The sequence below is a fragment of the Chitinibacter sp. GC72 genome, assembly GCF_009760905.1.
Taxonomy (GTDB): domain Bacteria; phylum Pseudomonadota; class Gammaproteobacteria; order Burkholderiales; family Chitinibacteraceae; genus Chitinibacter.
This window is the reverse complement of sequence record NZ_VIRW01000003.1, coordinates 40,826-60,746: the sequence shown is the minus strand read 5'-3', so window position 1 is coordinate 60,746 and position 19,921 is coordinate 40,826. Positions and strand designations below refer to the sequence as shown.

The following is a 19,921-nucleotide window of genomic DNA, read 5'->3' as shown; positions in this document are numbered from 1 at the left end:
CCATGCCGAAACAACAAGAACCGATCAATCTGGGTGATCTGCTCAAATATGAAGCACCCAACCTTTACTCTCGAGACACAGGCACCATTGCTGCCGGACAAGTGTTAGCGCTGGGCACCGTACTGGGACGGGCAAGCGTTTCTGGCAAGTTGGGGCAGCTTGATCCCACCGCCACGGATGGGCATGAAACCGCTGTCGCCATTTTGGCACAAGATATCGATACCTCATTGATCGAGCATGACGACGCCCTTTTGATTGCCCGTCACGCCATCGTCGCTCGCCAGACACTGATTTGGCCGAGCGGGATCAGCGCAGCGCAAAAAACCACGGCACTCAACCAACTGGAAGCGCGCGGCATTCTTGCGCGCACCTCTGCCTAACCGGAGCCCACCATGCAGAATCCGTTTCATAACCCCGGCTTTGCCATGGCAGCTTTAACGGCAGCCATCAATTTGTTACCGAATCGTTATGGTCGTCTGGAGCAGCTTAATCTGTTTCCGGCCAAGCCCGTTCGCGCCCGACAAATCATTGTTGAATCGCGTAATGGCATTTTGAATTTGCTACCCAGCCTGCCACCAGGCTCGCCAGGCACCGTCGGGAAACGAGGAAAACGAGCCGTCCGTTCCTTTGTTATCCCGCACATTCCGCATGACAATGTCGTCCTACCGGAGGAAGTTCAAGGCATCCGCAGTTTTGGTTCGGAAACTGAACTGGAGTCCATCGGCGGTGTCATTGCCCAGCATCTGGATACGATGCGCAACAAGCATGCGATTACCCTCGAACATCTTCGAATGGGGGCACTCAAAGGTGAAATTCTAGATGCAGATGGCTCGGTCATTTATGACCTGTTTAGAGAATTTGACTTGGACCAGACCGAGATCAATTTCGATCTGGGCAACACCAATACCAACGTCAAAGCCAAATGCACCACGGTACTAAGCAAAATCGAAGATATGTTACAGGGCGAATATATGACAGGGGTTCACTGCCTGTGTTCGCCAGAGTTCTTTGCAGGGTTTACAGGGCACGGCAAAGTAGAAAAAGCCTTCGAAAACTGGCAGCAAGGCATCGTGCTGATCAATGATATGCGCAAAGGCTTCACTTTTGGCGGGATTACTTTTGAAGAATACCGTGGTCAAGCCACCGATCCAGATGGCACCGTTCGCCGCTTTATTGCTCCCGGCGAAGCGCACGCTTTCCCAATCGGCACGATTGACACTTTTGCGACCTACTTTGCACCGGCGGACTTTAACGAAACCGTCAATACGCTGGGCCAACCGCTGTACGCCAAGCAGGAGCCGCGCAAGTTCGACCGGGGTACTGATTTGCATACCCAATCGAATCCGCTGCCAATGTGCCACCGCCCAGGTGTGCTAATCAAACTGAAGGCCAGCTGATGACCGTGCTCAATCTGGTCGAGCGCATTTATGACTCGGCTGAACGGGCAGGATTTTTACAGCATGCGGTCCGGCTGGATGCGAACGGGCAGGATGCGCCTGCTGTCGCGGTGGCTTTTCAATCACCGGATGAAAACATCCTCGACGGTTATCAACGCGCGGCGGACTATCGCATCCGCTTTCCGTCGACCCGTTTTACCACTCTGAACGCAGGCGACACCCTCCGTATCGCCAACCAGACCTTCCGGGTTCGGGAAGTTCGCGCCATCGGTGATGGCAGCGAGCGCGAAGCCAAGCTCAGTCTGCTGTAAATCCAAGAGACCCAACATGCCATCGATTCGCGAACAATGGCTCGCCATCGTGCTCGACCGTGTTCGGCAAACCCTGCCTGGCCGATCCATCTTTCGGGCCCCGATTCCTGCACCGTCACGCGAGCAGCTCCCGCTGATTTTGCTCGAGCCACAAGGTGAAACCGTCAGCCAGTGCGACGGTGAACAGGTCGAGCGCACGCTCACGCTGACCGTACAGGTACTCACCCGGGGCGATGACGCCACGCAGCTCGCCGATGCATTGCAAGTGGATCTCCACCGCGCACTGATGACGGTCGGCACAGTGCCAATGGGCCAAACCCTGCCGACTCCAGTGTTATTGCGCGAACTGGAGAGTGATTGGGAAACCGAGGATGCAGATCTGCTGGCCGTGCGTTTGACCACCCGCTATCAGCTGATTTACCGCAGCCATTCCCAAGACATTTCTCGTGAGGACTGACATGCCCACCGTTGTACTAAAAGCCCCGCATACCCACGCTGGCATCAGCCATCCCGCTGGCAGCCGGCTGGATCTGTCGCAGTCTGACGCCGATTGGCTGATCCAGCAGCAGGTTGCCGAACTGCGCCCCAATGCGGCCAGCTCCGGAGTCAACCCCAAACCGGCCACCGACTCTGCCGCTCCATCTCATTCATAAGGAAGCATCATGGCTTTTCAGAAACGCAGCTTTGTCGGTAAGGGCAAGCTCTACCTTGGCCGCTTTGGCTCGAACAATTTGCAGCGCATCGGCAATACCTCGAAGCTCTCACTATCCATCGACGAAGAAACTAAGGAGTTGGCCGATTATGAAAACCCGGGCGGCGGCATTGCCGATGCACTTTCCCGGATCAAAGACGCCAAGATTACCTTAACCCTGCATAACCTCAATGCAGCGAATCTGGCGCTGGCCTTGTATGGCGACAGCGATGCCATTGCGGCTGGCACGGTGACTGCCGAAGTCCACACAGCGCATCTGGGTGCACTGATCCGGCTAGCTAAACTCGGCGCCAGCGCCGTGGTGGTGACCAACGAAGCCGGTACCACGACCTATGCTGCCGACACCGACTATCAAGTCAGTGGCGCAGGCTTGGTGATTCTGGAGTCGGGGACGATCCCGGACGGCAGCGCCATCAAGGTCAACTATGCCTATGGTGCCCAGCACATCATTGAAGCCATCTCCTCGACTGGGCTGGAATTCACCCTGGCTTTTGACGGCATGAATGAAGCGGATTCGGGCAAACCTTGCGTAGTCGATCTTTGGCGTGTGCGTTTTACGCCGGTGAAATCGCTTGATCTGATCGACGACGATTTCGCCAAGCTCGAACTGGAAGGCAAGTTGCTCAAGGATGAAACCCGTCCTACCGGCACCTCGCAGTACTTCCGATACGCCTTTGTCTAAGGAGGCCAGATGCGCGCCGTTAAAACACTGACCGTGAGCTCGTTCGCCGTTGAGGTTCGCGAGCTGACCGTGGCAGACATCCGGCTTTGGCTACAGGACCTGCTCACGGTTCCTGAGCCGGATCTGATCGCAGAAGCCTTGTTTGATGAACTGTCTCTCACCGACTTACCCCGGCTGACCAGCCTGATGCCGGCGCAAATCGACAGCCTGACACCCTCGGAATTACGTCAGGTAATTGAGGCCGCCAAGGCAGTGAATGCGGATTTTTTCGGGTTGCGGCAGAAGCTGACGCTGGCTGCCCGAACAGTTCCCAACATAGTCCCCAACACAGCCTGAACTGGCTCACCCGCACCGCCTGCACCCTGATACGCCTTGGGCATGCCGAGGTGTGGGCTTATCCGTATTCGATCTTTATCGCTGCCATCTGCGAAGCTTCTGACCCGAGAAAATAGTGCCGAATAACCTTGCCCTTGCCATCAAAATTGGTCTGGATAGTGCGGATGTCGAAAAAGGCCTGTCACGTCTGCAGTCCCAGTACCACTCGGCGCTGAACCAAATGCAGGCGACGTCAGGCAAGCTAACAGCCTTCGGCCAGATGAAACGGGAGGTCGAAGAAACCCGCAAATCCTGGGAAGCGGCGCAAGCCGACGTAGCGCGATTGGCGCGCGAAATCAAAGCGACTGATGCACCCGCCAAGGCATTGACAAGCAGTTTTGCCGCCGCCAAGCGTGAAGCGCAAGCCGCCAAGCAGGCCTATCAGGCCCAGCAGCAAGCTCTGGAAGGGTTGCGGCGTGAACTCAAACAGGCCGGCGCATCCAGTAATGAAGCTATTAGCCAGCAGGCGCGACTGCGCAGCAGCATCAAAGCAACGCAGGATGCGCTGGCCAAAATTAAAGTGACTGATGCATCCCGGCAAACGCTGGGCATTCGCAGCAATGACAGTATTCTCGGTGAAATCAGCCAGGCTCGCGCTGCTTATGACGCTCTAAAGGCATCCGGGCTCGCGTCCAGTCAAGAGCTCGCCCGTGCCAAGTTGGCCATGACCCAAAAAACCCGCGAGCTACGCGGAGAGCTTTCCGGCATTCCCATTTTGCTGGATCGGGTGCGTGCCGGTGCACTGGGTCTGGCAGCGGCCAGTACCGGCATCGCCGTTGCGGCTCGGGAGGCTATCCGGTTTGAATCGGCGATGGCCGACGTCAAAAAGGTCGTCGACTTTGATAGCACGGCCGGTTTTGCCCAGCTCAGCCGCGACATCAAAAACCTCTCGCGCGAGTTGCCACTGAGCGCCGATGGTTTGGCACGGATTGCCGAGGCCGGTGGCCAGATGGGCATTGCCAGCAAGGACATCAAAGGCTTTGTGGAAATCACCGCCAAGATGTCGGCGGCATTCAAACTCATGCCCGATGAAGCCGGTACGGCGATTGGCAAGCTGATGAATCTGTTTTCGCTGTCAGTCCCGCAGGTCGAAAAACTCGGCGATGCGATTAATCAGCTGGGCAATAAAACCAACGCCACTGAAAAAGACATTATCGATGTGCTGGTGCGCACCGGCGGCATGGCCAAGCAGTTCGGCCTTTCCGCCCAGCAAACTGCAGCGCTGGGTACGGCCTTGCTCAGTCTGGGCAAAACACCGGAAGTCGCCGCCACCGGCATCAATGCACTGTTGCTGAAACTGCAAACCGCTAAAAATCAGGGCAAAGAATTTCAGGATGCCTTGGCCCGCCTTGGTCTTTCGAGCCGCCAACTGGCCAACGACATCGCCAGCAATCCGCAGCGGGCGCTAGAGCAGTTCCTGGCGACACTCGCCCGACTGGACAAACAAAGCCGAGCAGAAACGCTGGCCAGCCTGTTTGGCATGGAATATTCCGACGATATTGCCGCACTGGTGGAAGGCTTGTCGCAATATCAAAAAGCCGTCGGCATTGCTACGGACGGCACCGCGAGCGCGGGCTCAATGAACCGCGAGTTTGCCGAGCGCATCAAAACTACCGAAGCCCAGCTGCAACTGGCCAAAAATGCCATGAGCGAAGCCGGCATTGCGCTGGGCTCTGTGTTTTTACCTTTGATTGTCAAAGCTGCCCAAGCCATCGCCAGTCTGGCACAAGGCTTGGCCGATTTGATTGAGCGCTTCCCGAAACTCTCAGCCACGGTGGCGACGGCGCTCACGGCCTTTGCCGGTTATAGCGCCTTGCGTGGCGTCTTTGGTCTGGGCAGTGTCGCCGTTGCCAAACTGGCCGAAGGCATTGGCGCGCTGGGAGGAGCCGCTACATTGACGGCCAGCGGTGGTTTGACCACCTTGGGTGCAAGGCTAGCAGCATTGGCACCGCAAGTCGCCGTACTGACTGCCGCACTGATGGCGGGTTACTGGGCCGGAGAAAAGCTGGCTGAAGCCATGTTTGGCGAAAGCGAGGCACAACGTAAAGAGCGAGAAACACTGGCGCAAACGGTGCAGATCTACCGTGAGTTCAATGCCCAGAAAGAACGTCTGGCTCAGTTGGGCGCACCGGCTGGGGCACTGCAGCAGGTTGAACAGGCCAAGCAGGCCGCGCTGGCCAATCGGCAAAGTTATCAGCAACAGCTTGAAGCCACTCGTGCTTATGTCGATGGCGCGGCTGCACTGGTGCAAAAGCTTGGCAACGAACGGCAACGCGTCAGCCAGCTTGAAAAAAACCTGTTCATGGCCCAAGTCGCCGAAGAAAAACGCCTCACCGAAGAAGGCTTGCGCAACAAAATTCAGGCGCTGGAGCAAGAAGCGCAGCAGCATAAATCCGCCGTGCAGGCTGCGCTCAATGAGGAGAGGCAATACGTCGAGCGGGTGCGCGAGCTGCGCGGCAAGCTGTACGACGCCCAGACCAGCACAGAAGATCGCCTGCGCGAAATCAAGCGCAAAGGCATGAGCGAAGAGCAGCAGCAAGCCGATCTGGCCGCCCAAGCCCGCGAAAAACAGGCGCGTGCCGCGCAGTTGGCGACGATGGCCGAGCAAGCTGCTGCCAGTGGTCGCAGCAAAGATGCAGAACGGCTGGCACAGCTGGCGCAGCGCGAAGCCGAGGGCTCGCAGTCACAGGCCGAACGGCTGACCGATAATGCGCAGGCTTATCAGCTGGTCGCGGAAAGTAGCCAACTGATCGAACGCGCCATTCAGGCCGAAATTGATGCCAATGAAGTCGCCGCAGCGCTGTCGGCACAAAAAGCTACTTCTGAACAGGCCGCTTACGAGCGCACCCTCGGACAGATTGAGGATCTGAAAAATGAACTCAAGAGCCTGACCGAAGAAGATCAGCAAGTACAGATTCGCGCCGAAATTGCGGATGCCCAAGCCAATGTCGCCCGCCTGCAAAATGAACTCGACGGTCTGAAGGATAAAACTGTCACCGTTACGGTGGTCGAACAGACGGTGGCGGCACGTCAGCATGGTGGGCCAGTGGGATTACAGCGCGGCGGATCGCTGAGTGGCTACGGCGGTGGCGACCGGATTCCAGCCCTGCTGGAAGCGGGTGAGTTTGTGCTGCGCAAAGAAGCCGTGCGGCGCTATGGCCTGGGCTTGATCTGGCAACTGAACCAGCTGCGCGTTGACCCTGGACGTATTGCTCGCTACGCCATGGGCGGTCTGGTGGGCATGTCATTACCCATGGCGAGTATGGCCAGCACCACCGCCAGCCCCTTGCAGGATGTGGTGACCGTCAATCTGAACGTCGGTGGCAAGACGTTTCCAATGCACACCGAACGACAGCAAGCCCGGCAACTCGTTGCCACCCTCAAATATCTTGAGCGAGGCAGTGTATGAGTCTGCCCGAAATCAGGCTCGCACACCTGACCTTGCCCAGCCAGCTGGAGTGCCCAGAGCTACTGGAAAGTTTCGGCATCGCCCAGACCAGCAAAACCACGCTATCCGGACATCAGGTGGTGTTTAGCCACCCCCTGCACAGCCGACCGCTGACGCTGATCGCCCGCGATGGTCTGGCGTGGTTGAACCAAGCCCAGTGCGTGCAATTGCAAGCCATGGCCACGCAGTCTGATGGCGTCTTCGAGTTATACCGAGGCGATCAACGCTGGTCGGTGCGCTTTCGGCATGAAGAACCGCCAGCACTGCGTCTCACCCCGGTTTGGCCGTTTGCCGACCGTTACTTTGGCGAAATTCGCCTGATCACCGTCTGATCCGTCTTCGGATCTGGAGAAACCATGCCCATTCAACCCGCTGAAATTCGCTGGATGCGCGCCAGCGCGATCAATGACGGCCCCAGCAATGGTGGCCGAATGAGCAAAAACATTGTGCCCGATGGCGTCAAGAACAACATTTTCCCGGATGTCCCCCAGGCCGAACGCATGGCGGGCTCGATCCGTTACCGTAAATTGTTTATCCAGTTTGCCAATCCGGATAATCTGGAAGCTATTACACCCAAGGTGTTTGTCGAATCACACACCCCAGCGGGTGATTCGGTGCTGATTATGGCTGGTACATATATCGACACACAGAACGATCTGAACGGCAACGAACGCCTATATGGCGCTGGTATCTTGCAAACCAATGCCGCCTCTGGTGCGACACTGATCGAGGTGAGTACCGAGGGCGCAGCGCTTAATTTGTTCCGGGCTGGAGACCTGCTGCGGATTACCAGTAAAAGCTCGATCAGCGACCCAGCTGGTTCGGAGGAGTTTGTGTCGGTAGCGAGTGCTCCCAGCTATATTGGCGATCTGGCGCGAATTACACTGACAGTGCCACTGGCCAATCCCTTCAACGCGGGAGCCAAGGTCGCCAGCTGTTATCAGCCCGGCAATATCAAAGCCAGTTGCACGGCACCGCAAGTGAATGCTGGCAGCGGCAGCTTCAACCATGCCAGCTTCCCGATCAAGGTCGATCACATTGGCGGCATCACCCAGAACTGGCTGCTGACCTTTGTCTCGGCAACGGCATACAATGTCGTCGGTGATCTGCTCGGTGCAATCGGAAGCGGTACGATTAATGCGCCATTTAGCCCCAACAACGCTGATTTTGGGCGGCCGTTCTTTACGCTGGATCAGCGTGCATTTGGCGGGACGTTCAAGGCGGGTGACACGCTGGCGTTTACCACGCATCCGGCCGCCATTCCACTCTGGTACAAACGCGTCGTGCCTGCCGGTGCGCTTGCCTATTCCGGCAATCAGGTTATTGTCGGCGTGGATTGCGAGTCGGCATGAGCGCAGTCAATACCAATCTGACCGTCCAGATCGACCCGGCAGGCCTGGCGCCGATTCAACTGGAAACGTCCAGCAAAGACAGCAAGCTCAATCGCCCGGTGCAGGTGAATTACACCGAACCCGCCAGCCTGTTCTTTAGCGCCAGCTGGCGCTTACTGGAGCAAACTACCGAGCGCATCGAGCCTTGGGACAAAGTGCTGGAAGTTACCACGCCCGGCCAGAGCCATGTACGAGCCTACTGCCAGCCAGATCATCGCTTACAGTATCACCTGTCCGAGCCCGCGCCATTTATTCCCGGCCGAGAAGCTGTGCATTACGACTCGATGGCGGGCAAGTTTGACTACACATCTCTTTCGATGATGTTGCCGCGTTACACCTTCACGATCCCCGGCAGAACCGATCAGCAATTTGTGCCTGTTGAGGATCTGGGCTCGCGGTTCGATGAGGAAGTTGAAAGCCTGAGTTTCTCGTTCCAGCGCGAGCTCATGCTCAAACGCCCGCATGCGGCGCAGCATGAAATCCTGTTTGCCAGCCAATTTATCGACCGCCAAGGGCAAGCCACCACTCCTCCACGACTCGACCCAAACAATCCACGTCGCTTGCTGGCCGATCGAGAGGTGGCTGGCGGGATGATCGTGCGCTATCAGACACATTATCGGCTGCTGCGCTGTAACGTCGGCCTGCCCACTGGCGAGATTCTGGATGAGCTCAAGCTCGCTTGGTTGCGCGGAGATATTACCGACGCACCGATGCCGGAACTGCTGCTGATCGCCATGAGTGAATTTGGCGTGGCCCAGTGCGCTCTGGAGCGTAAAGTCTGGCCCAAAGGTATCGCCAGTGTCAGCCTGCGCCAGATGCTGGACCGGGACAAAACCGACAAGCAGCTAACCGAAGTTTCCCGGCAAAGTCGTACCGAGCGCATTGTTTCACCAACAGATCCGAATGCCTACATTGATGTTGAGCGAGCCCAGTCAATCACTTTGCAGGATGCGCATGGCAGGCCATGGGAGCTCAAACTCAAGGATAACGGGGCATGAGTATTGATCTTGGTCCGTTTAGTCGAATTACAGCCTGCCAATTTGGACCGCCAGCTGAGTGGGATTGGGGTGAAGAGTATATTGAATATGGCGTTAATCCCCGGTATGAATTTGTCTACTTCGCTCCATTCGACAATGCGCTGTTTAACTACCATATTTCTGAACAATACCTAGGCTATAAGCTGCTCACATTTACTTTCGACCCCAATGATCCGGTTGAAGAAAATGAGGAATATCACCCACCTTATGAAGAAAAAACTCGGCTTTCATACGGTGAGCCATATGGTGCAGTTGTTGAATTTATAATGGTGAAGCCAAGCGTGTATCGACGCGAACTCAGTTTTATCTCGGGCAAAACACTTGTCCAGCAGATACAAATCAAGAACACTAGTGGTACACCAAAACGATTGTTCTACGGCGTTAATTACGGCGTTTTTCAAGCCTGGTATCAAGCGCCCCCGGGACAAAATCCTTATCGAGAAATTTTTACTGCCAGTGGTTCAGAGTTCACAGCATCCTTTTGGGGTGGGATCAGGCAGCTCACCGGCCGTTTTGAAAACTGCGACCATTTCAATCCTCAATGGTTATGGCCACATGATTATCCGAGCGTAGCCTTACTTCGTGAAATCCTAGCGGGCACCAATCCCAGCGCCGAATACTTGGATTACATCCTAGGACTGATTGATCTGGGCACACTCGCGCCTGGAGAGGAAGTCCACTTCACTGCAAGATACACAACTGCTGCAAGTGCTTAATTCGATAAATTATGGCGATAGTCATTCGGCGACAGCACAGCGCCAAATATCATGTGCGTTTGAGCGCCTGGCACAGTGCTTTATGGCGATCGCCTCTGCTTCAATTTCATCAGTCGAGCTTTACATATAGGATTTCGAGCCAACTGATCGCTGAGTATTCGGTCGCCCAAACGATCCGAAACCAACATGCTCAGGCCTGCCCACTGCAGGACATTAACCGGATAGTTGGCAAATTGAGTTGTGCTTGGTCTTACCGAACAGGCAGTGCCCATTGCAGTCCTTATGCGAACTTGCCACGCATACAGCAAACTTTGGTAAGCCGCTACGCCAAAAGGCAAGCAGCACAGAACGAACTGACTGCACGTTACGATCAGCGTGAGCACCACCAAGTACAAGCCGACTTCTCGAGCCGCTACGTACATTTGGTGGGACGAAGCCTTGCTGCCCATTGGAGCACATCACCTCGATGCCGAAATGCAATGAGTTGCGGGTATAGCCTGCAAAGCTATGTATTCACTGGCCATTCGGTCGGATACGCCTTGAATGAACGAGTGCAAACCGAACTCAATGCGCCATATGATTTGACCCACAATAATCGCAGCCTGAAGCAGCTACGAGCACACTTCGACTGCCAGGATCAATCCAGCCGCGTGGTCATGCTCAGCCCCTATATTCGCTACCAAGGGCTGGAAGTGTCTGTGGAGTCGTTCAGCGTGAGCAGTGATGAGCGTTCTCCCTACTGGTTGGCCCGGATTGAATTAGCTGATCCGCTGAGCTTGAATCGTTTGGAACTAGGCGAGCAGATCGAACTGGTTTTGCCGCAGGTGAGCTTTGTGTTGCGCATCGATGGCCGCGCACTAAGCCGCTCGGCGCCGAGTAATGTGAGGCTGAGCATCACAGCCATTTCGCCGCTGGCCTGGCTGGCACCTCCGCATGGTTTGCCCGTCAGTCGATCCTGGGCTGAGCCGGTGTGGGCCAGCGAGGCGGTAGCGGAACTGCTGGCTGGATTGGAATCGGACGGCACAGCCATCGACTGGCAACTGGAAAACTGGCTGATTCCACCCGGCAAACTGCAGGCCATTCAAGCCAACCCGCTGGAGCTAGTCAGCCAGATTGTTGCCACCGCCGGTGGCCTGCTGGAATCACTGCCCGATGGAGGGCTGCGTGTTCGGCATCTTTTTCCGCTGACTCCTGTCCGCTACGGTGAAAGCATTCCAGCGCTAACGGTTAGCGATCACGATGTTTTTGAATGGGGCGATGCCGATGAGCTGCGGCCCGACTATGACCGGATTCGCATCAGCGATGGCAGCAGCTTGGGTCGACAGGATCAGATTGAGTACGTTGCTGACGAGCACGACCGGCATAGCGGGCTGGTGCATGTTATTCCTCAGCCCTGGCGGGTAATTACGCTGGCGCATACTGGCAATATCGACACACGCATTAGTGCGTGCGGCATCGTTGAGCTTACCGAGACGGAATTGCTGGAGTTCAAAGCGGGTAGGGCCAGCTCTCGCTATCCGATAGATGAACTCATTAGCATGCGCTGGCAATACGCTGAGTTGGGCCCGATCAGTATCGCTACCGATGGCCGGACGCTGTCCACTCTCACCACAGTGTGTGGTGGTTACAGCCTGGCGCAAGTTCACTACCGCACCCGGGCGTACACCTTTCAGGTACAGCACCCACAACAGGAAAGCATCCAGTTTCTGGTGCTTGAAGGCAGCGAAGGAAGCCCATGAGTCAGATTACTACGTCGATCACCATTCAATTTGGCGATGGTAGCGCTCAATCCGGCAGTCTGTCGGCAGAAATCGATAACCGCAGCGATGGACTCAATGGCGGACGCAGCCAGTTCGCGCCGGACGAAGTGGTATGGTTTCTGGTTTACCCTGGCCCGAATGTCCAATACAGCCCCCCCATTTTGTCGGATGGAGAGCTGTTGCAAGGCAGCGAAGTGAATGTGCCGCAGGAAGAAACGCTGACGTTTGCGAATAGCCGCGAAACGCGCCTGGCCAAACCCGCCATCGCCATGCCCGCATTGACGTGGTTCGGTACGGCGTTAGGTGCTGCCACACTGGGTGCTGATGGCAGCACGATCACTTGCGCGAACGCAGGTGTGGCTGTTGCCAAAGCGGCATATCAAAGTCGCGCATACAGCTGGGGCATCAAAGCACCAAGGACTTCTGGTGGCAGCAAGGTGTACAGCATCGCTGTCTATATCGAAGGCAATTTGCGTGCTTGATATCACGGTACAACGCAATGCCGGCCAACATTCAGCACCGGATTTGAGCGATCCGCTGATTACCAATGTGCCAGTCGCGATTAGTCGCGCCCGCGCAGAACTGGATGCCAGCACCAGCGTGCGCAAGCTGCGCATTGTCTGCACCTTTCAGCCGACATTACGACTGGGACAACTGATGGCACTGGATGACAGCCTTCGAGGCGAAACCGCACGCGGCAAAGTCGTTGGTATTGAGCATGTCGCCACGGACGGCGCGCTGCTGACTCATATCGATCTGGAAGTACCTGCGACCCAAAGGTAAAAAATGGACGCCTTGAAACAACTTCAGCAACTAGTCACCCCGCCTACCGGCACGATCACAGGCATCATCACGGCAGCCCATGACAACATGGTTTCAGTGGCTACGGCACAAGGTCTGATTCAAGTCCGCAGCACCAGCCCGGTGCGTGTGGGTGATCAAGTGCGCATTCAGTCTGGCCAGATCATCGAAATTCGCCCCACCCAAAGTAGCGAGCGGTATTACTTGTGACGCTGACCATCAAACTGGATTCCGCGCAGCTGCAACAGCAGATTCAAGCCTGGGGACAGCAGGCGCAGCGGGAAATCTACGCCGCCGCTGCCGAGGCCATGAAAACCGAAGGCCAGCAAATCGCGCTGGCGATGCAACAGCATGCTGAAGCCCGCCTGCAGGTGCAGCGGCGCAGCTTCGCCAAAAGCTTCAAGGCCCGGGTGTACGCCAAGCGCAAGGACAAGCCGCCGATGCTGATCGTCGGATCAAAGATTCCGTGGATTGGCCTGCATGAATATGGCGGAACGCTGAACGGAAAGATGCTCATCCCCTTCGGGAGGCGAATCGGGCGCAAGCAGTTCAAGCAGATCATCAGCACGCTGATGCGCTCAGGCAATGCCTTTTTCCAGAAAACCCGTCACGGCAAAATCCTGCTGTTTGCAGAAAATATTGCAGAAAACGACCGGGCGTTGAACCGCTTCAAACGCGCACACCGGCAAGCCACTGGCCAGAAAACGCTCAAACGTGGTGCCGAAATCCCCATTGCCCAGCTGGTGACGCGCGTGCAGATCAAGCGCCGACTGGAAATCCGCCGTCTGGTCGCCAGCCAACTGCCCGCGCTGCGCGACGCGATTCACGCCGCAGCACAGCAGCGATTTATCCGCTGATGGGTATCTAAACCCAACCAAGCTAATAAATAGCCTGTAAGGCTATACGCTCAGAAGAACTCAATCCGCCGCCGGTTTATTCCGAGGCGGTTTTTTTACGTCGGAGGCCGCGATGCGAACACCCAACCTGAAAGACGGCATGGTGGTCATGCCGCGAGAAGAATTCGAGCAACTGCTCGAGCAAGCAGCCCAATTGGGCGCCCGCCGCGCCTTGGTGGATGTTGGTCTGGATGGCGAAAACGCAGCTGCCGACATCCGTGAACTACGCGGCCTGCTGGAAGCATTCCATGCCGCCAAAAGCACCGCATGGCAAACCGTGATCAAGATGCTGACCACCGGCTTTGTACTAGCGCTGGTGGCCGGTGCCGTCATCAAATTCAAACTGTTCGGAGGTGGACAATGATCGAGACGCTACTTGGAGGCCTGCTCGGCGGCGCATTTCGCCTTGCTCCGGAAATTCTGAAATGGCTGGATCGCAAAGGCGAGCGCAATCATGAACTGGCCATGCAGGACAAGGCGCTGGAGTTCGAAAAACTACGCGGTGCACAGCGAATGGAAGAAATCAGTGCCAGCGCCACCGCTGCGTGGAATACCGGCGCACTCGACGCACTGAAAGAATCCATCATCGGCCAAAGCCGTCACAGTGGCGCCAAATGGGCTGACGCGCTGTCCACTAGCGTACGCCCGATTCTGACCTACTGGTTCATGGCGCTGTACTGCCTGGCGAAAATCGCTATTTTCGCCTGCGCTATGCAAGGCTGCATGGAGTGGGCAGCGGCTGCAACACTGGCTTGGCAAGAAGCTGATCAAGCCCTCTGGGCTGGCGTGCTTAACTTCTGGTTCCTCGGGCGCGTATTTGACCGGGTGCGGCCATGATCCAAGTACCGAAAGCAGCTATCGAGTTGGCCAAACACTTTGAGGGTTTCGAGCGCAAGGCAAAGCGAGGAATCGAAATCACCGCCGTGCCATACCTTTGTCCCGCTGGCTACTGGACTATTGGGTATGGTCATCTCTGCGACCCCAAGCACCCTCCAATCAAACTGGCAGAAGCCGAAATCTATCTTGCGCGCGATCTGCAGACTGCACTGGCAGCGACGCTGCGCTACTGCCCAGTACTGGCCACCGAGCCGGAGGTTCGACTAGCAGCCATCGTGGACTTCACGTTCAATCTTGGGGCTGGGCGGCTGCAGACGTCGACGCTGCGACGGAGGATCAATCAGCGAGACTGGGCTGCAGCTGCAAAAGAGTTGCGGCGTTGGGTTTATGGCAGCGGCAAAATTCTGCCGGGATTGGTAATGCGACGAGCAACTGAAGTATATTTTTTCCTGACAAAATCCACTGATGGATCTCCGTTCCGCTCTATTCAATAAAAATGCTTTCAGATAGAATCAGAAAAAAGTCAATAAAATGGTGGATTTTATGCTTCAGGACGAAATTAGGGCGCTTCTGGAAGAAGAGGAACGTAACACCGTAAGCGATGCTTTTGGTGGCCGTAAAACAGGAGACCAAAAGAAAAGTTATTCTGTGGCTCGGATTCGAGATGCGCTGCTTGCAAAGACCTTTGAACAAAATTCACCAGATGTTGAAGCGGCATTAGCAACCTTACAAGCAAGCCTTCCAAAAAAAGTGTTCAAACTGGTATTGGGTAATTTAATACGATTTTCGTTTCTAATTGAGCTCACAAACCTGAAAATTGGCTCAACAAAAATGAAGACTCGTTGGCTACCAGGTGACATTCTCATGCCTCAAGCTGGCTCGTTTGAGCCTGTCAGGGGCCGCTTTCAACCAGGGAATGATCCTCGATCATCTTCCTTCGAAGAATGTCTTTCTGTTTTCACACACTGTTTGAAAGAGGTGGCTGAAAAATACAATGAGAACTCATCTGTTACCGATAAGATTCTTAATCTTGATGCGTCATCCAGCGTCCCATATGAATTTTTTTTCGACTATACAAACCCGCAAGCAAACCCGGTTCATACTCGAGAAAACGTTTCATGGGTGTTAAATCATGATGTTGTTTGGCTTCTCAAGGCTCGCCCTTTAATAAAGGATCTTCTTGAGAAAAAGCTTCTCGATAAGATTCAAACAAAAACATATAAAACAGATCGGGCGCTCACGGGCAAAGACAAGACGAACCGAGCAAAGCGATGGGAAGTGCTAGCTGGTGATTTTCAGCACTCCACACTAACTGAATGCTGGTCTGTTGAACGTAAACTCTATGAAGATTTGGTCTGTTTTAAAAACTTCCCCGTTGCCACTCGCAACAACTTCGAGTTGGCTGGGCTAATTGAAATTGGACGACCTGTGAGCCGGTGTCCAGTTACACATGAAGTCCTCGACTACGAAATACTATCTGGTGATCCAGTTCACGGAAAGGCCGAATATCAGGTTGGGCACAAACACCCTCTGAAACGCGCGGGACGGCATAGGGGTGATAATGTTTGTTGGCAATCTGCAGATGGAAATAGAATCCAGGGTGACCTAACCATAGAAGAAACCAATTTGCTGCTGGATGGCATTTTTCAAAGGAAAATGACATTATTTCCATCAACATAAGTTATGTTGCATAACCAAGTGGATAACATTCAACTCCCACGGCATAGATGCTGCTTGTTGATTGGCTTTGCCACGGCATAGGTTCGAAGTTTTTTCATTGGGTTACAACAGGCAACTTGAATAAGTTGTGCAATTTTCCGCCATTCGGATTAATTAAAAAACTCTGGCCTATTTGTGCGGAGTCTTATTTCTTTTTGGGATTCGGGTGCAAGTGGGGGATTTCTGTTACTTCTGGAGGTTCATTTTTACGCAAAGATTCAACGGACTTATGTTGAACAATCGCCAGGTCACTGTGCTCACTATTAAAATGAAGTTATTTCATATAAGATCACAAAAATGTCAACATAATGGTGATTTTTGTGTTTCAAGAAGATATAAGGCAGCTATTAGAACAAGAGGAACTCGACACGGTAAGTGATGCTTTCGGGGGGGATAAAACACAAGGCAGGACAAAAAAATATTCTGTGGTCAAGATTCGAGATGCGATTCTGAAAAAGACTTTTGCTAAGGCCCCATCAGATGTCGAATTGGCACTGGCAAAAGCAAAAGCAGCCCTTCCTCGCAAAGTTTTCAAATTGCTTTTGGGCAATTTAATTAGATTTTCTTTTTTGATCGAGCTCACAAATCTCAAAGTAGGTTCAACGAAGTTAAAGACTCGGTGGCTGCAAGGTTACATTCTCATGCCTCAAAAAGAATCGTTTAAGCCGGTAAGGGGAAGCTTTCAGCCTGGAAATGATCCTCGTTCATCGTCCTTTGAGGTATGCCTTTTAGTGTTTATAAAGTGCTTAACAGAAGTAACTAAAAAGTATGAAGAAGACTCGACTGTTGGCCAAAAGATCCTTCGTCTTCATGCATCATCTAGCGTTCCCTATGAATCCGTTTTCGATTATACAAACCCGCACGCAACCCCGGTTCATACGCCCGAAAACATATCTTGGGTTTTGAATGATGACGTTGATTGGCTTCTAAAAGCGCGTCCATTAATAAAAAGTAGTCTTAAGAAAAAGCTACTTGATAAGATTCAAACAAAAACGTACAAAACAGATCGGGCGCTCACGGGCAAAGACAAGACGAACCGAGCGAAGCGCTGGGAAGTGCTAGCTGGTGATTTTCAGCACGCCACACTAACTGAATGCTGGTCTGTTGAACGTAAACTCTATGAAGATTTGGTCTGTTTTAAAAACTTCCCCATTGACACTCGCAGCGACTTCGAGTTGGCTGGGCTAATTAAAATTGGACGACCTTTGAGCCGGTGTCCAGTGACCAATGAAGTGCTCGACTTCAAAAGACTTTCCGGCGATTCTGTTCACGGAAAAGCAGAATATCAGGCTGGACACAAGCACCCGCTGAAACGTGCGGGACGGCATAGAGGTGATAACGTTTGCTGGCAATCGGCAGATGGAAATCGAATTCAGGGTGATCTTACTCTTGCTGAAACCAGAAAATTGCTTGATGATATCTTCCAACGAAGTAATGAAAATCCTCAGCCTTCCTAGGCTTTGATGTCCTTTCATTAGAAACACCTTCTTTTGGTCGAGATTTAAGTTACACAATAATTTACATAGGTCAGTCCTTGGTAACTCCCCTAGCCGAACCCTAGGGGACTCATCAGTTACAATTAAGATGTCAACAGCAAACTGAATCTCGCGCAAGCCTTGCGAGCTCTTTTGCTTCGCCGCGTTTAACAACTGCCAGCCTAACTTGTTCAGTAATCAAATCTCGCTTAACGATATCTAGCGGAACTGGCAAAATGAGTTCATTTATGCGTTCGCCAAGACTATCGATAATATCCTGCGTGAATTGTTTTGACCGAATTTGCTTTTGAACAGCTGATGAACTTAGTATTGCAAGCAAAAGGAAAGAGTTCAAACCGTGGGTATTTTGATTAACCCTTATTTTGTACAAATGGCTTTGATAGAGTATTTGTTTATCAGCTTCAGTAACAATTGCACAGGTTCCTATCAAATAAGTACCATCTTTCACCATTAGGACATCCCCAGCTTGTACATCCTGCTTTTTAGCAAGAGATTCATATATCTCCCTTGAGACTCCATGCTTAGGGTCAGACTTTATTTCCCAATTGCTTATATCGGATGTCCTTATGAATGGGATTGTACCTGTACCATAAGCTAGTTTGCCAACCTCATCACCCGTGGTTAAAGAGAGAACTCCCTCGGCAATCAGCTCTTGAACTTTTAGCAATTTATGAGTTTCTTCAAGTCCAGCCAATTCATGTTCAGCTTGAGGGTCGTAGTAGCGAGGGCACAAAACTCCTCCCGTTACTTGAGCTGTCTCGGTTAGGAATCCAAGAGAGCTCGCTTCATTGATCTTTCCTTGTCTCCTAAAATATTCAAATTTCTGCAATATTTCTGGCAAATCGTTATTTGGTATGACGCGCGCTCGAGAATCTTGTCCGCACCACTTCGCTTCAGCCATAAATATCTTTCCGGGCTTCGTATTACCATCTGACCTCTTCGTTGCAACTAATAGACATGTCTTTGTATGAGTTCCTCCCTTTCCAGATGTTTTAAACAAGGCTTCGGGCATTCCCATGACCGCATGTATTTCCGTATGCAGCAACAGATACTCAACCACGTGGCGATAGGATTTATTTGACAAAATGCTCTCAGGTAAGACCATACCAAGTCGACCACCGGGCCTCAGTAAAGACAAACAACGCTCCACAAAAAGAACTTGTGGGGGCACATTAGTGGAGACCTTATCACCTGGCTCAATCACTCCCGTCTTTTTGTTTTTCGTCCATTTCTTTGCTAGATCGAAAGTCGATATTACTTCTGGATTAGCAGCAATTATTTTTGCGCCAAAAGGGGGATTCGTTAGAATGACATCAAGGCCGTTTTTTGGAAGATATTCACGTAGATTTTTAGATCCATTCTGAAGTGATACGCTATCTCCATTAAGGACAGTTGGATGCCCGCCAGTTAACAAAGAAATATGAACTTTGGCTAGCTGCGCAAGATAAGAGTCTTTGTCAATTCCATATAAGCCACTTGCCAAATTCTCAATAGGCACACCATGCCGCTGACGATGTGCGCAAACCGATGCCAAAAATCCTCCTGCACCACATGCAGGATCAAGCACGGTCTCGTGGGGCTGAGGATTAACTGCGGCAACCAGCAGATTGGTTACAGATCTAGGTGTAAAAAATTGCCCTGAGTTACCTCGAGACTCACTACCAACAAAAACTTCAAAAGCATCGCCAATCGGATCGCTCTCGGAATCCATGATGGAGAAATTTAGCTCCTGCATCACAAATTTCAAGGATGCAGGGTCAAGCAATATTTCAGATTCTTCGGTGTATATCTCCGGAAAATCTGAGCGAACTGTTGCGAATACGGACCGTATTTGTTTTGAAAGCTCAAATGGTTGTGCTGTGAGATCCACGGGAGGCAACTCCCCTCGCTCAATAACAAGTTTACAAAACAGACACTTCAACACTTCATCAAGAAGTGAGTCATCACGGGTTGCACCGACAAACTGTCCTGCAAGATAATTCCGAATGTTACGGAATGCCTCTTTTGGATTCTTTTCCTGTAAACCTAAACCCAGGCTTGGTTGTTTAACATCAATCTTCTTTTTCGGTGGCATAGGACTTCCCAGGTGTTGAAACGCACAAACTATACAAACACTTTCTGTGAGTGGCAAGTCATGGTTTCAGTTCGTGTTGGGTTGTTCGGTGTTGGTAGACGCCCAGCTGCTTACTTTTGGTGGACTAAGGTCTTGGATCACATCTAGCCAATTTATTCAGTGAGTCAGATATCAAGAGAGTCTTTGAATTTTTTAAGCTCGACGTGCTTCAGACGCTTTTTTCATTCCCGAATTCTGAGTTGCTCTAGCGTTATTGGCATCGCTTTGGG

23 protein-coding genes are annotated in these 19,921 nt (G+C 52.9%); 22 read left to right on the top strand and 1 reads right to left on the bottom strand.

Annotated features, from left to right (window positions below; all coding sequences use genetic code 11):
• Window positions 1-2 precede the first annotated feature (2 nt).
• From FLS37_RS03610 to FLS37_RS03505, 22 genes are all read left to right on the top strand, one after another.
• Complete coding sequence (locus FLS37_RS03610; protein WP_157314568.1) at window positions 3-380, top strand: head decoration protein; 378 nt, start codon at window positions 3-5, stop codon at window positions 378-380.
• A 12-nt stretch (window positions 381-392) separates the two neighbouring features.
• The gene (locus tag FLS37_RS03605) at window positions 393-1,397 is read left to right on the top strand and encodes a major capsid protein (RefSeq protein ID WP_157314567.1); all 1,005 of its coding nucleotides are present in this window, start codon (window positions 393-395) and stop codon (window positions 1,395-1,397) included.
• Window positions 1,397-1,708, top strand: a complete 312-nt coding sequence (locus tag FLS37_RS03600) for a hypothetical protein (protein ID WP_157314566.1) — start codon at window positions 1,397-1,399, stop codon at window positions 1,706-1,708. The genes FLS37_RS03605 and FLS37_RS03600 overlap by 1 nt, the downstream gene beginning before the upstream one ends.
• A 16-nt stretch (window positions 1,709-1,724) precedes the next feature.
• Complete coding sequence (locus tag FLS37_RS03595) at window positions 1,725-2,165, top strand: hypothetical protein (protein WP_157314565.1); 441 nt, start codon at window positions 1,725-1,727, stop codon at window positions 2,163-2,165.
• 1 nt (window position 2,166) lies between these two features.
• The gene (locus FLS37_RS03590; protein WP_157314564.1) at window positions 2,167-2,361 is read left to right on the top strand and encodes a hypothetical protein; all 195 of its coding nucleotides are present in this window, start codon (window positions 2,167-2,169) and stop codon (window positions 2,359-2,361) included.
• A gap of 9 nt (window positions 2,362-2,370) precedes the next feature.
• Window positions 2,371-3,102, top strand: a complete 732-nt coding sequence (locus tag FLS37_RS03585; RefSeq protein ID WP_157314563.1) for a hypothetical protein — start codon at window positions 2,371-2,373, stop codon at window positions 3,100-3,102.
• Window positions 3,103-3,111: 9 nt separating this feature from the next.
• Complete coding sequence (locus FLS37_RS03580) at window positions 3,112-3,438, top strand: hypothetical protein (RefSeq protein WP_157314562.1); 327 nt, start codon at window positions 3,112-3,114, stop codon at window positions 3,436-3,438.
• Window positions 3,439-3,553: 115 nt separating this feature from the next.
• Complete coding sequence (locus tag FLS37_RS03575; protein ID WP_157314561.1) at window positions 3,554-6,886, top strand: phage tail tape measure protein; 3,333 nt, start codon at window positions 3,554-3,556, stop codon at window positions 6,884-6,886.
• Window positions 6,883-7,257: a hypothetical protein gene (locus tag FLS37_RS03570; protein WP_157314560.1), complete on the top strand. Its 375-nt coding sequence runs from the start codon at window positions 6,883-6,885 to the stop codon at window positions 7,255-7,257. The genes FLS37_RS03575 and FLS37_RS03570 overlap by 4 nt, the downstream gene beginning before the upstream one ends.
• 24 nt (window positions 7,258-7,281) lie before the next feature.
• Complete coding sequence (locus FLS37_RS03565) at window positions 7,282-8,277, top strand: hypothetical protein (protein ID WP_157314559.1); 996 nt, start codon at window positions 7,282-7,284, stop codon at window positions 8,275-8,277.
• A complete protein-coding gene (locus FLS37_RS03560; protein ID WP_157314558.1) occupies window positions 8,274-9,314 on the top strand; it encodes a hypothetical protein in 1,041 nt (346 codons plus the stop codon). Before FLS37_RS03565 ends, FLS37_RS03560 begins: the two co-directional genes overlap by 4 nt.
• On the top strand, window positions 9,311-10,069 hold the full coding sequence (locus FLS37_RS03555) for a hypothetical protein (protein ID WP_157314557.1): 759 nt from the start codon (window positions 9,311-9,313) through the stop codon (window positions 10,067-10,069). Before FLS37_RS03560 ends, FLS37_RS03555 begins: the two co-directional genes overlap by 4 nt.
• A gap of 479 nt (window positions 10,070-10,548) precedes the next feature.
• Window positions 10,549-11,808, top strand: a complete 1,260-nt coding sequence (locus FLS37_RS03550; protein ID WP_157314556.1) for a hypothetical protein — start codon at window positions 10,549-10,551, stop codon at window positions 11,806-11,808.
• A complete protein-coding gene (locus tag FLS37_RS03545; protein WP_157314555.1) occupies window positions 11,805-12,311 on the top strand; it encodes a hypothetical protein in 507 nt (168 codons plus the stop codon). The genes FLS37_RS03550 and FLS37_RS03545 overlap by 4 nt, the downstream gene beginning before the upstream one ends.
• Window positions 12,304-12,612: a hypothetical protein gene (locus tag FLS37_RS03540; RefSeq protein WP_157314554.1), complete on the top strand. Its 309-nt coding sequence runs from the start codon at window positions 12,304-12,306 to the stop codon at window positions 12,610-12,612. Before FLS37_RS03545 ends, FLS37_RS03540 begins: the two co-directional genes overlap by 8 nt.
• Window positions 12,613-12,615: 3 nt before the next feature.
• A complete protein-coding gene (locus tag FLS37_RS03535) occupies window positions 12,616-12,840 on the top strand; it encodes a hypothetical protein (protein WP_157314553.1) in 225 nt (74 codons plus the stop codon).
• Entirely contained in the window at window positions 12,837-13,487 is a 651-nt protein-coding gene (locus FLS37_RS03530) for a DUF6441 family protein (protein ID WP_157314552.1), read from the top strand. Before FLS37_RS03535 ends, FLS37_RS03530 begins: the two co-directional genes overlap by 4 nt.
• Before the next feature lie 112 nt (window positions 13,488-13,599).
• Window positions 13,600-13,890 (top strand): DUF6127 family protein, encoded by a 291-nt coding sequence (locus tag FLS37_RS03525; RefSeq protein WP_157314551.1) that lies wholly within the window; start codon window positions 13,600-13,602, stop codon window positions 13,888-13,890.
• Complete coding sequence (locus FLS37_RS03520; protein ID WP_157314550.1) at window positions 13,887-14,363, top strand: hypothetical protein; 477 nt, start codon at window positions 13,887-13,889, stop codon at window positions 14,361-14,363. Before FLS37_RS03525 ends, FLS37_RS03520 begins: the two co-directional genes overlap by 4 nt.
• Window positions 14,360-14,857 (top strand): lysozyme, encoded by a 498-nt coding sequence (locus FLS37_RS03515; protein WP_157314549.1) that lies wholly within the window; start codon window positions 14,360-14,362, stop codon window positions 14,855-14,857. Before FLS37_RS03520 ends, FLS37_RS03515 begins: the two co-directional genes overlap by 4 nt.
• Window positions 14,858-14,906: 49 nt before the next feature.
• Window positions 14,907-16,043 (top strand): hypothetical protein, encoded by a 1,137-nt coding sequence (locus tag FLS37_RS03510; protein WP_157314548.1) that lies wholly within the window; start codon window positions 14,907-14,909, stop codon window positions 16,041-16,043.
• 359 nt (window positions 16,044-16,402) lie between these two features.
• Window positions 16,403-17,539, top strand: coding sequence for a hypothetical protein (locus FLS37_RS03505; protein ID WP_157314547.1), 1,137 nt, complete (start codon window positions 16,403-16,405; stop codon window positions 17,537-17,539).
• A 130-nt stretch (window positions 17,540-17,669) separates the two neighbouring features.
• Here FLS37_RS03505 and FLS37_RS03500 read toward each other — a convergent pair whose 3' ends face one another.
• The gene (locus FLS37_RS03500) at window positions 17,670-19,652 is read right to left on the bottom strand and encodes an N-6 DNA methylase (protein WP_157314546.1); all 1,983 of its coding nucleotides are present in this window, start codon (window positions 19,650-19,652) and stop codon (window positions 17,670-17,672) included.
• Between the last annotated feature and the right edge of the window lie 269 nt (window positions 19,653-19,921).